At 42.8% G+C, this 12,641-nt stretch carries 16 protein-coding genes and 1 tRNA gene; 4 read left to right on the top strand and 13 right to left on the bottom strand.

Translation table 11 applies throughout. The annotated features are described in order from the left end of the window. Nucleotides 1-5: 5 nt before the first annotated feature. Complete coding sequence (locus GWK48_RS04760) at nt 6-797, bottom strand: sulfide-dependent adenosine diphosphate thiazole synthase (RefSeq protein ID WP_174630097.1); 792 nt, start codon at nt 795-797, stop codon at nt 6-8. 229 nt (nt 798-1,026) lie between these two features. On the opposite strand from GWK48_RS04760, the gene GWK48_RS04755 reads away from it, so the two are divergent. Beyond that, a complete protein-coding gene (locus GWK48_RS04755) occupies nt 1,027-1,635 on the top strand; it encodes a UbiX family flavin prenyltransferase (protein WP_174630096.1) in 609 nt (202 codons plus the stop codon). Here GWK48_RS04755 and GWK48_RS04750 read toward each other — a convergent pair. Genes GWK48_RS04750 through glyS form a run of 6 tightly spaced genes read right to left on the bottom strand, consistent with a single transcriptional unit; the run spans nt 1,628 to nt 5,742 of the window. Beyond that, a complete protein-coding gene (locus GWK48_RS04750) occupies nt 1,628-2,038 on the bottom strand; it encodes a hypothetical protein (protein WP_174630094.1) in 411 nt (136 codons plus the stop codon). The two genes, GWK48_RS04755 and GWK48_RS04750, sit on opposite strands and share 8 nt — an antisense overlap. A 39-nt stretch (nt 2,039-2,077) precedes the next feature. Then, on the bottom strand, nt 2,078-2,626 hold the full coding sequence (endA, locus tag GWK48_RS04745) for a tRNA-intron lyase (protein WP_174630092.1): 549 nt from the start codon (nt 2,624-2,626) through the stop codon (nt 2,078-2,080). Continuing rightward, nucleotides 2,626-3,261: a DUF47 family protein gene (locus tag GWK48_RS04740; protein WP_174630090.1), complete on the bottom strand. Its 636-nt coding sequence runs from the start codon at nt 3,259-3,261 to the stop codon at nt 2,626-2,628. Before GWK48_RS04740 ends, endA begins: the two co-directional genes overlap by 1 nt. Nucleotides 3,262-3,284: 23 nt before the next feature. After that, nucleotides 3,285-3,686: a hypothetical protein gene (locus tag GWK48_RS04735; RefSeq protein ID WP_174630088.1), complete on the bottom strand. Its 402-nt coding sequence runs from the start codon at nt 3,684-3,686 to the stop codon at nt 3,285-3,287. Then, nucleotides 3,686-4,033: a hypothetical protein gene (locus GWK48_RS04730; protein WP_174630087.1), complete on the bottom strand. Its 348-nt coding sequence runs from the start codon at nt 4,031-4,033 to the stop codon at nt 3,686-3,688. Before GWK48_RS04730 ends, GWK48_RS04735 begins: the two co-directional genes overlap by 1 nt. Further along, complete coding sequence (gene glyS / locus GWK48_RS04725) at nt 4,030-5,742, bottom strand: glycine--tRNA ligase (RefSeq protein WP_174630085.1); 1,713 nt, start codon at nt 5,740-5,742, stop codon at nt 4,030-4,032. The genes GWK48_RS04730 and glyS overlap by 4 nt, the downstream gene beginning before the upstream one ends. 54 nt (nt 5,743-5,796) lie before the next feature. Between glyS and speB the strand changes: the two genes are divergently transcribed. Then, entirely contained in the window at nt 5,797-6,678 is an 882-nt protein-coding gene (speB, locus tag GWK48_RS04720) for an agmatinase (protein ID WP_174630083.1), read from the top strand. On the opposite strand, the gene GWK48_RS04715 is transcribed toward speB, so the two are convergent. After that, nucleotides 6,665-6,814, bottom strand: coding sequence for a DNA-directed RNA polymerase subunit P (locus GWK48_RS04715; protein WP_174630081.1), 150 nt, complete (start codon nt 6,812-6,814; stop codon nt 6,665-6,667). The two genes, speB and GWK48_RS04715, sit on opposite strands and share 14 nt — an antisense overlap. Nucleotides 6,815-7,074: 260 nt before the next feature. On the opposite strand from GWK48_RS04715, the gene yciH reads away from it, so the two are divergent. Then, nucleotides 7,075-7,374, top strand: coding sequence for a translation initiation factor (gene yciH / locus GWK48_RS04710; protein ID WP_174630079.1), 300 nt, complete (start codon nt 7,075-7,077; stop codon nt 7,372-7,374). A gap of 48 nt (nt 7,375-7,422) precedes the next feature. Here the strand turns inward: yciH and GWK48_RS04705 are convergent, their stop codons facing one another. The 3 genes from GWK48_RS04705 to GWK48_RS04695 form a co-directional block, all read right to left on the bottom strand. Then, nucleotides 7,423-8,340 carry a transcription initiation factor IIB gene (locus GWK48_RS04705; RefSeq protein WP_174630077.1) on the bottom strand — a complete coding sequence of 306 codons (918 nt, stop codon included), beginning with the start codon at nt 8,338-8,340 and terminating at the stop codon, nt 7,423-7,425. A 326-nt stretch (nt 8,341-8,666) separates the two neighbouring features. Next, a tRNA-Gln gene (locus GWK48_RS04700) sits at nt 8,667-8,739 on the bottom strand. Between the two features lie 70 nt (nt 8,740-8,809). Continuing rightward, nucleotides 8,810-9,070 (bottom strand): TIGR00304 family membrane protein, encoded by a 261-nt coding sequence (locus GWK48_RS04695; protein ID WP_174630075.1) that lies wholly within the window; start codon nt 9,068-9,070, stop codon nt 8,810-8,812. A gap of 42 nt (nt 9,071-9,112) precedes the next feature. On the opposite strand from GWK48_RS04695, the gene GWK48_RS04690 reads away from it, so the two are divergent. Further along, nucleotides 9,113-10,015, top strand: coding sequence for a translation elongation factor (locus tag GWK48_RS04690; protein WP_174630074.1), 903 nt, complete (start codon nt 9,113-9,115; stop codon nt 10,013-10,015). Nucleotides 10,016-10,027: 12 nt separating this feature from the next. Here GWK48_RS04690 and GWK48_RS04685 read toward each other — a convergent pair whose 3' ends face one another. Together GWK48_RS04685 and GWK48_RS04680 are read right to left on the bottom strand one after the other, a co-directional pair. Beyond that, nucleotides 10,028-11,284, bottom strand: a complete 1,257-nt coding sequence (locus tag GWK48_RS04685) for an ABC transporter ATP-binding protein (RefSeq protein WP_174630072.1) — start codon at nt 11,282-11,284, stop codon at nt 10,028-10,030. Continuing rightward, entirely contained in the window at nt 11,268-12,641 is a 1,374-nt protein-coding gene (locus GWK48_RS04680; protein ID WP_174630070.1) for an ABC transporter ATP-binding protein, read from the bottom strand. The genes GWK48_RS04685 and GWK48_RS04680 overlap by 17 nt, the downstream gene beginning before the upstream one ends.

The following is a 12,641-nucleotide window of genomic DNA, read 5'->3' as shown; positions in this document are numbered from 1 at the left end:
GATTCCTATTTTGTAGCCAAGCTTATTTTTTCTATGATGTCATCGGCAACCTTTTTTCCTGAAAGTAGCATGGCACCAAATATCGGGCCCATTCTTGGCAGAGCTTTAACCTCTGTTACAGCCATTCCGGCTGCGAATAGTCCAGGTGCGACCTCGCCTGACTGTTCTACAGTCAGCTGTTCAGCAACCTCACTATAGGCAGACTTCTCGCCCGGTATAACTATCCCTAGCTCGGGTATTTTCCTAGAAGCTACGGAGATTACCTCAGCGTCGTGTCCAGTAGCGTCTATTACTGCCTTTGCCGAGATAAACAAAGGATCTACGTGAAGTCCTGCCATCTGGGTAGCTGTCCACTCCACCGCAACTCCGGTGACTCTAAGAGGGTTTTCTCTGAAAATGACATCGTCAACTGTTACACCGTGAACTATCTTTGCACCTGCGTCTATAGCAGCTGCAGCCAACTTAGCCATAAACTCAGCACTATCAACAATATACACCCCATCCTCATAACTCTCTAATTTTACTCCAATTTCCCTTAGTATTTCATCAGCAGGCGATTCTATTACTATTTTATGGAATAACATTGCTCCACCTCCAATCCCACCACCAAAGCTCAGCCTTCTTTCAAAAACTGTAGTTTTCAGCTTGGCCTTTGCAAGGTAATAAGCTGCTGCAAGACCTGAAGGTCCCGCTCCTACTATTACTACATCATTTTCGGAGAAATTCATCCAGTCTTGAAAAGTAGCCTTAAGAATATACTTTGTTATCTTTACTTCATCTACCTGTTTAACTTTCATATTATCTTTTCCTCATAACTAACTTATAAGCTAGATTATATATATTAAAGGGTAGAAACTATTAATTACGATGAAGTAGAAAGAGATGCATGCCGTTAGAGTTAAACGATACCACCAGAGCACTAAGATGTGACGTATGCGGAGGGATAATAAGAGCGAAGCCAATTGTGATTAAAACATGTTGTAATAATAGACCATGGACATTTTGTAGTAACAGGTGCTATTCCATATGGATGAAGGACTGGCTAAGGAAGCAAGAGCAAACCAAGGTAAAGGGAAAATCATTATAGGCATTACCGGTGCTAGCGGTACCATATACGGTTTGTACTCGGTTCAGATTTTGCGATCACTCGGCTATACTCCGATTGTCATAATAAGTAAAGGAGCAGAGAGGGTAGCTAGGGCCGAACAAGGGCTTGATCTTTTCGAAGAGTTAAGGAAGTTATCCTCTGAGGTTTATTTAGAGAACGAGATAGATGCTCCACCTTCTAGTTCAAGTTCTATAACTAAAACAGCAGGCATGGCTATAATTCCCTGCAGTATCAAGACCTTAGCCCAAATAGCTCACGGGATCTCGTCCAATTTGATCTCTAGAACTGCAATAAATATGCTACGGGTCAGAAAAAGGTTAGTATTGGTGATAAGAGAGACCCCTTTGGGCACCATAGAACTCAAAAACGCCTTGGAAGTGTCGAAAGCTGGAGGAATAATCCTTCCAGCATCTCCAGGCTTTTACATAAAGCCGAGAAGCATAGAGGACGTAGTTAAATTTGTAGTTGGGAAAACTCTCGATGTCTTGGAAATAGAGCACGATATCTATAAAAGATGGACTAGATAAGATCCAAGTCCCTTTTGCCGAACTTCTTTGAGATAATCTCCTTTATCTTATCATCTTCGTAGAGCTCGTCCTGCTTGAGATCCTTCTCTAGATCCTCTCCTCCATTTGATCTACTCAGGGAAAACGCACACTTGTTTCCAGGCAATAGGGCACGTTTTTCACAGTAAGCGTACTGGCACTCCCCAGTTATACATGTGTCCCCTACCCATCTACAGAACCCGATCTTCTGAGGGTTTCCCTTGACATATTTTGTCTGTATCATCAGTGCCCTCTTATTGCACCTGAAGTAGGGACAAAGGTAATTACACTTATCCCCGAGGGGAAGAGGTTTGGGCTCTCCGTCATTTAATCTGTTTTTTTGGTCCCGTGGTGGATTATTTCTTTGGGCGAAATTATCTCTCAAAGTTATTGGACCCCCAATTAAACCTTTACATGTTTAATTTCATATCTTCACCCATTTAAACATTATGTACTTGATTTCCCTCATTCTGAGGTTTACAACTGCAAGAACTAATCTTTTTCTAGTGCTATGTGACACTCTTCCGTAACTCATTAATTCATTCACTGATATTTTTTCCGTGGCGTCTATAACGGAAATTACAAAAGGTGCATGTTCTACTCCAGGGCCTAACGTATATATTGCATAATCAGCGCCATACTTAACTCCAGATCTCACTACAAACTCTCTCTTCTTTAGGTCTTCGTACACAAAGTAGAGTGGTTTAAATCTAGGTATAAGGTTTACCGCGTAGGACTCTAGCTTAGCCCTGTCCACAACTCCATCACGATTCCTGACCTCCAATACCCCTGTATTTACCAGGTACAGTCCTTCCAGTAGTGATAGTTCCAGAGGTCTATTGGCATCTTCAACAGACTTAGGTTTAGATATTCCCAGAGGTTTTCCATAAAACCCCATTTTGTATATGGCCTTAGCCTCTTCTTTGTTAAAAACTACTATTCTATCCCCTAGGAGTTCCCCTGTATAAGTCATTAGATCCTCCCAAACGCAATGTAAGTTATTGACGTTGCCGAATCTCGAACCATATCTTCGCTGTCCTCCAGACGGTCGGCTATATCCTTCATTAGCATCACGTATATTAGGTCATCGTAATTTTTCTCAAAGAGTTTAAGTTCTAAACTCCTGTAAAGGTCGTCCACCTCTTCCTCCAGTTTCATGATGTTTCTGGCTATTTCCACAGACTTTTGGGCATTAACAGAGAGTAACCTTAGAGATTCAACTAGATGGGTCAGCGATGCTAGCAGCTTCTCCGCAATTATTATTATTAGTTTGTATAACAGTTCTTCAATTTGCCTCCCTCTGGAAACTAGCACACTTAACCTATAAGATGCCGCGTCTAAATTTTGAGATATCTTTTCCAAGTCATTGAGAATATCAATATATAGATCCTTATCTTGAATACCTTCTCTTATTCTAATAATGTATTCCCCCAGCATGAACTTGTCCGCTTCAACGCTGTTCTTAAGGCCGTTTATTTTAGAGTACACTTGCATGGGGGTCACGTTGTCGCTAGCCTTCATCATCTCATATAAAGTCCTAACCTGATCGATTACTTTAAGGGATATTTGCTGCAGTCTTTCCTCGAGGGCCATGTGAGCTATACTCATTGTTTTGTTAATGTAATAATGGTTTAAAAACTAAGCTTGGAAGTCAATTCCATTAACACGTTTAACTGTTGGATGTCATCCCCTATATCGATCTGAGCTCCAGCGTTCTTCATCTGCTTTTCGAGGGCCTTAAGCAGTTCCATCTCGTCTGAGAATCCAATTAGGTTAAGGTAGCTCACAATGCCCAAAGTTTCCTCCCTTATGGTCTTATCTGAGATGGAGTCAAAGTGCTCTATAATTATCTTTAGTCCATCTGAAAGTTCCTTTCTTGTTCTTCTGACTCTCTTAACTATCCTGTTGCATCTATCCACATCAAGCTGGTTTATTGCCAACATATTTTCTAGCTGGGAGAGATTATTAGAGTGATTCTCGATGATCTCCTCAAATTTAGTTAAAACTTCTCTTACTCTCCGTTCATGATCCATCATAAAGACCTCAGGCTCACAGTACTATTATCCTCGATTCCTAGTTTCAGCATGTCCTCAGGGCTCGCCCATACCTCTATCTCTGGAAGACTATCTTGCATAATCGCCTTGAGCCTTAACCTTTTACCTTTCACGGAGAGCTCGACATCGCCTTTCACGTTCATTGTTTCTCTTAACTTAGATGATATCAACAAAGTACCGCTCTTTACCTCAGGCCTTTTTCTGACCTTAACTCTCTTCTCCCTTAGCACTGTCTTCTCTCTACCCTTCAAGGCAGAGGCTGGAGGAATAATATTAACCAAGGATTTTATGTCGGTCTTTTTCTCCTCCTCTTTTTCAGGGCTCATTTTTTCGCCTCTCCTGATATCATAGTAAAATCTTGTCCACTAAATAACTTGTTCATCATTACCATAAGATCATCTATTTTAACCCTGACTTGGTTCCACGTGTCCCTATCCCTTACCGTTACGGTTCCGTCATCAAATGTCTGAGGATCCACAGTTATTGCATAGGGGACGCCTATTTCATCTACCCTGGCGTATCTCTTCCCTATACTTCCGCTATCATCGAAAAGAACTTCAAAACTTCCTTTTAACAAATTGTAAATTTCCAACGCCTTATTTCTCATCTCTTCCTTATCTAGCAGTGGAAAAACTGCTACCTGATAGGGAGCAAGCTCCTTCGGTAAGGCTAGTACTACCCTATCTTTCTTCTCCCTATAAGCGCTCAATAAGCTTAAGTACAGACACCTCTCCACTCCGAAAGACGGCTCTACAACGTGCGGATAGATTTTGATACCGTGTTCCTTTTCTTCTCTCTCCATGACTTCAATGTACTCGGAAAGTTTCTTCCCTCCTATCTCAGTGGTTCCCAGCATTTTTTCGATTGCTTCAGGGGATTTGTTGGCTATTATCGACATCACCTCCTTCTGAACATCTGGGTTATCCTTGAATCTATCCCGTTTTATTACAATTGTTTTCCTCTTTATGGTTCTAGGTTTATCGTATTTTTTAAAGACAGTGAGGTCCTCATTACTATATCTCGAATGCCTACTTAGATCGTAGTCACCTCTGTAGGCGTGACCAGAGATCTCCACCTTTTCCCCCATTACTTGGACTATTTGATCGAAGGTTTGGGAGGAGTAATGAGCGCGCTCATGGGGTAACTTCTCTTCAAAATAGAAGTTATCTCGGTTTATCCCAATGGATTGAACAAACCTGGACGCGCTAGCCATCCAAAAAGCCATCCATGGGTTCACTACAAGCCTCTCTTCCACCATCTCCTTCACTTTCACTACACTAGGGTTTTCTCCCCTTTCCTTAGCTTCCTTGAAAAGGACTGGAAAGCTGTCCTCTAGGTATCTCGTCAACCAGGGTACCTCCTTGTCCTCAGGATCTATGAAGAACTCGACTTCCATAATGGTGAACTCCCTCATCCTCACCAGACCTTGTCTCGGGGAGATCTCATTTCTTCCTACTCGCCCAACTTGTGCTATTCCTAGAGGGAGCTTCTGCCTAGAGGTTTCGTAAACCCTCTTAAACGCTGTAAACATTCCCTGAGCCGTCTCCGGTCTAAGATACCCTGTGCTTCCGGTATAAGGTCCTATATTAGTCGCGAACAGAAGATTGAAGCTCCTCACTTCTCCAAAATCTCCTCCGCACGCTGGGCATTTCAGACCTTTCTCAGATATTAATGCGGTTAGCTCCGAAGGCCTTAACCCCTCAACGTTTACCTTTAGCATGTCCTCTACTAGATGGTCTGCCCTGTATATCTTGTGACACTTCGTGCATTCGACTATTGGGTCAGTGAAGTTCTCCACATGTCCGCTTGCCTCAAGAACCTTTGAAGGAGTTATTAAAGGGGTTTCAATTTCAACGACAAATTCACTATTTTGTTCCACGAAGATTTTCCTCCATAGGGCAACAATTTTGTTCTTTATTTTGGTGCCCACTGGCCCTACGTCATAAAGTCCAGCGACCCCTCCGTATATTTCATAGGATGGCCAAAAGATACCTCTCCTTTTAGCAAGCTCAATTACTTTATCAGACTCTGGCATATGGCTCATTTCATAAAGCCGAGCTTATAAACTTCCTCAAGCTTATGCTTAGATATGGCAGACGTTAGACTACTATATTTGAACGAAAGTGTTCAAAAATTTGGAATAGAGAGAAAAACCTCTAGATTTGGAGTTCTAGGAGTACCTATGGACATAACCAGCAGTTTCAGGCCAGGCAGCAGGTTCGCCCCTCACAAGGTTAGGCAAGTATCTCAATTCATTGAGTTTCTTTCCCTGAGAACTGGGGTAGATATGTCTGAGGTGGGGTTCGCAGATTTCGGTGATGTCATACTGCATCCGTCTGACGTTGCTGAGAATGTTGAGAGGATATCCCAAGTCGCAAGTTACATCTCTGACCAAGGCAAGGTGCTAATCTCAATTGGAGGAGAACATACGATCACTGTAGGGACCGTCCTTGGGGTTAAGGCTGACTGCGTATTAAGTTTTGATGCCCATCTAGACCTAAGGGATGAATATATGGGCTATAAATACGATCACGCATGCGTCCAGAGGAGGTTAAGCGAAAGAGGGGTGAGGATAATGGAAATAGGTAATAGGGGGATAGGTAGAGACGAAATAGAGTATGCCAAATCGATGTCCATACCATTCATAACTTCCCATGAAGTTAGGGTTCTAGGTCCTAAGGAAGTTGCAAGGCGGACCATTAATTTCCTGGAAACTTGCAACAGAATTTACATTACCTATGACATGGACGCCATCGATCCAGCGTACGCTCCTGGGGTGGCAACTCCAGAACCTGAGGGGCTAGACCCATCAACAGTCCTGGACATAATGAACCTTGTGATAGATAAAAGAGTGGTAGGCTTCGACGTCGTAGAAATAACGCCATCCTATGATCCTACTGAAATTACCTCGGTGCTGGGAGCAAAAATAATACTAGAGACCGCAGCGGCTTTAAAGTCTAAATCGCCTTAACTGCTTTGATCGTGGGTTTTCTTATCATGTAAAGTATGTTGTAACCACAGTAAGGACATCTTACTCCTGGCAAGACCTTAAGCTTATCGCTATCAAACGTTTTCCAACATTTTCCGCATCTGAAAAGTTCTCCCATACCTCAAGCTAGCAGTCTCTACAATTTTAAATCTTATCTTGGATCCCTTGGGAAGATTTGATAATGAATCTACGACAGAATCAACTTTCAATATCGTAACAGGTTTAGTCAATATGTGGTTCCATAAGTGAAATCAGATTTGATATTATGGACTTGATCGGAAGTATCGTTGCTAGAGTTTACCAATTTTTTGATGATACGGCACTATGAAGCTTGATCGAAAAGCCTAAAAAGGACACTACAGAATATTATGTTACAAAATGGCAGACAATTTGTGTGGAGGACTTCCGCCAGAAGTATGCGAAGAGTTGAATAAAGAGGAGCAGTTCATAAAAATTAAACTAGAAAAGAGAAGATACGGGAAAGAGGTCACTATTATAGAAGGTCTTGGCGATGACGCAGATCTGAAAAAGATTGCGTCTGAGCTTAAGTCTAAACTTGCAGCTGGCGGTACAGTGAAAAATGGAAAAATTGAGATTCAAGGGGATCACAGAGAGAGGGCAAGAGATCTATTAGTGAAGTTGGGGTTTCCTGAATCTAACATCATGGTTATAGAATAGGTAGGAAAAGGAAAAAAGAAATTAATGTAAAAATTTCATAAGTTAAAGTTACTGGTTTTGTATCTCTATTTTTAACTCCTGTATAAGTTCCTTATACCTATTTCTTACTGTCACTTCAGTAACTCCTGCGACTTGAGCTATCTCCTTCTGAGTTCTCCTTTCATCATTAAGTAATGCGGCAATGTATATGGCAGCTGCTGCCAAGCCGGCAGGATCCTTGCCTGCTGTCAATCCTATATTTTTGGCCTTCTCTAGAATTTCAGCAGCTAACTTCATGGAGGCTCCGCTCAACCCAAGCAGTGACCCCATTCTAGTCACGTAATCTTTGGGATCGCTAACTGGTACATCTACATTGAGCTCCCTCAATAGCAGCCTGTAGCACCTAGCTACTTCTTTCCTGTTTGCCTTGGTGTATTGTGCTATCTCGTCCAAAGTCCTGGCTATCTTCATTCTCCTACATGAAGCGTAAATAGCTGCAGCCACGACGCTCTCAATAGATCTCCCCCTAACTAACCCTTTCTCAACAGCTTTCCTATAGATTAAAGCTCCCTCGTCCTTCACCGACTTTGGTAATCCCAACAGGTTGCCGATCCTCTCCAACTCATTCATTGCCTGGGCCAGGTTCCTGTCTATCGAACTTTGGATTCTGGCCCTTATCTGCCATTTTCTCCACCTTAAAACCTCCAGTCTCCTCTTAGGATCCAGATTTCTGCCTATGGCGTCCTTGTCCTTCCAGTCAATTAGGGTTGAGAGACCTCTATCGTGTATAGTTTGGTTGAGTGGACCGCCGACTCTACTTCTCTTTTCCTTCTCTTCAGGCGTGAAAGCTCTCCACTCTGGACCTTGATCTACGATTCTCTCTTCTATAACTTCTCCCGTCTCGGTGCATATATATTCCCCCCTATCAGCATCGAAAATTATTTTATCAGGGGGGCATCTAGTATCTTGAGAATTTTCTTTCTCCATAATACACCACAACCCAGAACCTCGCGGATTATAGAAACATTTAAAAGTCTTGCTATGACCCCTTATAAATCTTTCTATCATGAATCACTTGGGAAATATGGTAGTATACATGGTTCAAACGTATTTTAAATCTGTTTCGAAAGTATTACTAACTGTTGTTATACAATCACTCAATTAAGCCTTTAGAATTTATCTTTGGATAATAAAGGTATTTCAGTAAAGTTATCAAGGCAATATAGGATGTTTAGAAATCATCATTGAAACTTATGTAAAATTGAAATGTAGTTAAGGGAGAATTAAAAGACTACTCTATGATACCACAAAGATAGCCGGGCAGGGATTCGAACCCTGGTCCCAGGGGCCAAAGCCCTGGATCCTTGGCCGCTAGACTACCCGGCTAATGATAAGATTATATTGTCTCATTTTATAAAACTTCTGAGCAATCTCCGCGTGATAGCGTGAATTGTTACTATTCTTTTCCCGCTTTTCTGATAAACCATATGGAGCTCAGAAAGAAGATAACGGAGATTACGGTGAATATCAAACCTATTATTATGAGTGGGATCACCTCACCTGAATATCCCTTTCCGAAAATTATGGGAAACGGTCCAATGAGGACTACTCCTCCTACTGCAGGTGATGTGGAAAATGACGTGGAGGTAAAAGCTCCGATGAAGGTTAGAATGAAACCCAAGAAGATTAATGCGATTCCGACCAACGTTAACCTCATAATATTAAAATCTATGTTGGGCTTAATAATGGTGTCTTATAAATGTATCAAGGGAACATCATTTCTGTTCTAACCAAGGATAAGGACAAGTCTAGGAATCTTGCTGAAAAACTAGGGAAACTTCACGAGGATGGGAAAGTAAGGATATTTTACAGAAGGAATGGGGACTATATCCGTTCCGTACTCACACCGTCCGAGTATCCTGAGAAAATACTAGAGGCTGCCGAGGCTGCCTCTCTCTCATCCAAGGTATTCGTCCATGTAGGAGACGAGTTGAGTTGGGTAGATGGTGAGATAGCTCTTCTAGCTACCGCTTTAGGGAAACAGGTCTTTCTGGTTACAGAGCTAGATGAAGGTAAGGTTAGGAAGGTATTCAAGGGTACAGCTCTAGAAACTGCAGAAATAGTACGAGAGCCCATGGACGATGAAGCCAAGATGAAGGATAAGGGATTGGTTTACGTGGATCGTGTCTTTGTAGTTAAGGGGGTCGGAGTTGTCCTAACAGGATTCGCTTTAACGGATCTGAAAGTTCATGACAAGTTGATTTCCCTCCCATCTGGAAAGGAGGTGGAAATAAAGAGTATCCAAGTCCTTGACGAGGATCAGGAGGCAGTCGGGGCAGGTGTTAGAGTAGGCTTAGCTCTACGTAACGTGAGAGAAGATGAGCTAAAGGACTCTTATCTACTGATAAAAACGACGGTAAAAACTTTCAAGGAATTTTCTGCAAAGGGGGTGATATTCCCCTGGAGTCAGGTAAGCGAGGGACAGTTCCATTTAGTTTCTAATGGGAGTTCTATAATTGGAAATATTAGGACAGACGGTGAGATATTTAGAGTCACCTTAAATCAACCCATTCCATTACTAGATAGGCTAGTGTTACTGAACGTTAATACCAAACCAGGAAAGCCCAGAGTAGTGGGGTATCTTGAAACTAAAATAGGCTAAATTTTCTGAACTTCAGTTCTTATATAGAAGACAGAACACTTCTCTTCCTTTACCTTCAGTGTAGCCCATGGGCTCTTCATATTCCGAGAGTTTAATTTCCCCAGACTCGGTGATCTCTTGGACTGAGGTTAGAGACCTTATTTTATCCTTCTCTGCCTCGATGATTTTTTTCAATGTATCGACCTTTTCTTTGTCCCCTACTACTTTCACTTGATCGTCACTCATCTCTATCCTGAAGTTCTCCCCAAACTTATCGTAGTACTTTCCCTGGATGAGGTAGTTTAGATCTTCATAGACTTCGTCTGGAGTCCAACCGCACTTGCCAAACGCCAATGGGCATCTAGGGTGAAATGTGCACCCTCTTGGTGGGTTAATTAGGTTGGGCGGATCTCCCTTCAGGATGATCCTGTTCCTATTCCCTCCAATTCTTGGGACCGAAGAAATAAGGGCTACTGTATAGGGATGTTTTGGGTTATTTAACACGCTCTCTTTATCCCCAATCTCCATTAACTTACCTGAGTACATTACAGCTACCCTGTTAGCCATGTAGCTCACTACGGCTATATTGTGGGTAATTAGGATCATTGTAATCCCCTTCCTCCTTTTCAGTTCGTTCAGGAGATTCAGTATCTGAGCCTGCACTGAAACGTCCAGAGCACTTGTGGGTTCGTCCAAGACAAGTAAATCTGGATCCGTAGCTAAGGCTCTAGCAATAGCTACCCTTTGTCTTTGCCCTCCAGATAGTTCGTGGGGATACCTCATCGCGAAGTTCCTTGGCAGACCCACTTCCTCCAGGAGGTCATAGACCTTCTTCCTTGCCTCATCTCCCTTAAGATACCCTGTGGATATCATCGGCTCCATTATTACGTCCATTATCCTGAATCTTGGGTCTATGGAGGAGTATGGATCTTGAAACACCATGTTCATTCTCGTTCTGAGTTTCCTCATTTCAGAAGGGGACTTGGACAGTATTGAGTACTCCCTCTTCATCTTCTCAACTTTTTCCGTATCTTTGGATAGTATAGCTTGTCTAAACTCGTTTAGTTCGTCTAGCGACGCGTCGAAAAGAACCTCCCCTGAAGTTGGCTCTATGAGTCTCAGGAGGAGCCTTCCTAAGGTAGATTTACCCGAACCGCTCTCTCCAACTATACCTAACGTTTCTCCCTTATCAACTATTAGGCTCACGTCGTCAACTGCCTTTACGTGTACGTTCCTTAATGCCGACCCCCTTACGGGGAAATATTTCTTTAGGTTAAACGCTCCCAGCATGTCTGCCACCTCCTTTCACTAACCAGCATGCTACTTGGTGATCCTTAGAAACTTCCACCATCCTAGGGTCCTCAGTCCTGCACCTATCTATGGCAAAGGGACACCTGGTTGAGAAAGCGCATCCTGTTGGAGGATTTCTCATGTCAGGTACCGATCCCGGTATAGTCTTCAAAACGGATTTGTCCATGCCTGGTATAGCTTCCATCAGCATCCTGGTGTAGGGATGAAGCGGTTCTTGAAATATCTCACTGACAGGACCAATCTCTACTAACTTTCCAGCATACATTATCCCTATCCTGTCCGAAACCTCAGCCAGCACAGATAGGTCGTGGGAGATAAAGATGAAAGATATGTCTGAGTTTCCCTTCAAGTCCTTCACCAAGTCCAGAATTTGAGCTTGGATGGTTACATCTAGTGCACTGGTGGGCTCATCCATGATGACAATCTTAGGATTATTGGCCAACGCTATGGAAATCACAACCCTCTGTCTCATTCCACCCGAAAGTTCGTGAGGGTATAACTTTACAACCTTCTCAGGGTGGGGTATTCCCAGGAACGTAAGTATCTCGACGGCAAGCCTATACCCCTCATTAATGAGGGAGTTTTTAGCAAACCTCGACAAGATAGGAAATCTGTGAAGGCCGTGCATATAGATGGTCAAACCCAGCTTGTCTATACTCTTGAGCTTAACGTTAGCTAGGCTTAGAACGATTTTTTCCTTCCTTGCCTCATGTATGTCCTTTCTCCTCCATACCGACAGTATCTGCTCGTCCAAACCTTCAAGCCCTCTGCTCTTCAGTTCCTGGATCAATTTTTCCTCGCCATCAGTCTTCAATATGTTTAGAAATTCCCTCATATCTTCCTGGGTGACCTTATCCCTACTCAGTGCCCTCCTGAGCAACCTATCAGGATCGTGGAAGTAAACAGCTTCAGCTATTTGATAGCCCACTGGTAGTACGGGGTTCAAGGCAGTTAGTGGCTCTTGAAAAACCATGGAAATCTTATTACCTCGAACTTGCTGGAGCTGTTTATTTAGCTTCTTAATTATTTTTTCGTTCTTCTTAACACTAAATTTGGAGGTGTTTTTGCCATAATCTCTTAAGGGTTGTACAACATCAATACCGTCCAGTTTTACACTCCCATCCTCTAGCCTGGCGTTCCTAGGTATCAATCCCATAATTGTTAGCCCCAGGGTTGACTTCCCTGATCCACTCTCTCCTGCCAGTCCCAAGACTTCTCCAGGATATAGGTTCAGATCAACGCCCCTGAGAGCGTGGTACACACCTCTCCTGGTGTAGAAGCTCAGTTTCAGGTCCTGGACTTCCAAGACCTTCTCCTTTGTTTGAACTTTAGACAT

It is taken from the genome of Metallosphaera tengchongensis (assembly GCF_013343295.1).
Lineage (GTDB): Archaea > Thermoproteota > Thermoprotei_A > Sulfolobales > Sulfolobaceae > Metallosphaera > Metallosphaera tengchongensis.
The sequence above is the reverse complement of the archived record's forward strand: the minus strand, read 5'-3'. Positions and strand labels throughout refer to the sequence as shown.

Bases quoted from the DNA above. Each gene is read 5' to 3' on its own strand.
- yciH (WP_174630079.1), top strand. From the start codon at position 7,075: ATGGCAGACAATTTGTGTGGAGGACTTCCGCCAGAAGTATGCGAAGAG.
- glyS (WP_174630085.1), bottom strand. From the start codon at position 5,742: ATGCCAGAGTCTGATAAAGTAATTGAGCTTGCTAAAAGGAGAGGTATC.
- GWK48_RS04730 (WP_174630087.1), bottom strand. From the start codon at position 4,033: ATGAGCCCTGAAAAAGAGGAGGAGAAAAAGACCGACATAAAATCCTTG.
- GWK48_RS04755 (WP_174630096.1), top strand. From the start codon at position 1,027: ATGGATGAAGGACTGGCTAAGGAAGCAAGAGCAAACCAAGGTAAAGGG.
- GWK48_RS04740 (WP_174630090.1), bottom strand. From the start codon at position 3,261: ATGAGTATAGCTCACATGGCCCTCGAGGAAAGACTGCAGCAAATATCC.
- GWK48_RS04685 (WP_174630072.1), bottom strand. From the start codon at position 11,284: ATGCTGGGAGCGTTTAACCTAAAGAAATATTTCCCCGTAAGGGGGTCG.
- GWK48_RS04735 (WP_174630088.1), bottom strand. From the start codon at position 3,686: ATGGATCATGAACGGAGAGTAAGAGAAGTTTTAACTAAATTTGAGGAG.
- GWK48_RS04705 (WP_174630077.1), bottom strand. From the start codon at position 8,340: ATGGAGAAAGAAAATTCTCAAGATACTAGATGCCCCCCTGATAAAATA.
- GWK48_RS04690 (WP_174630074.1), top strand. From the start codon at position 9,113: ATGTATCAAGGGAACATCATTTCTGTTCTAACCAAGGATAAGGACAAG.
- speB (WP_174630083.1), top strand. From the start codon at position 5,797: ATGGCAGACGTTAGACTACTATATTTGAACGAAAGTGTTCAAAAATTT.
- GWK48_RS04760 (WP_174630097.1), bottom strand. From the start codon at position 797: ATGAAAGTTAAACAGGTAGATGAAGTAAAGATAACAAAGTATATTCTT.
- GWK48_RS04680 (WP_174630070.1), bottom strand. From the start codon at position 12,641: ATGTCTAAAGTTCAAACAAAGGAGAAGGTCTTGGAAGTCCAGGACCTG.
- GWK48_RS04695 (WP_174630075.1), bottom strand. From the start codon at position 9,070: ATGAGGTTAACGTTGGTCGGAATCGCATTAATCTTCTTGGGTTTCATT.
- endA (WP_174630092.1), bottom strand. From the start codon at position 2,626: ATGACTTATACAGGGGAACTCCTAGGGGATAGAATAGTAGTTTTTAAC.
- GWK48_RS04715 (WP_174630081.1), bottom strand. From the start codon at position 6,814: ATGGGAGAACTTTTCAGATGCGGAAAATGTTGGAAAACGTTTGATAGC.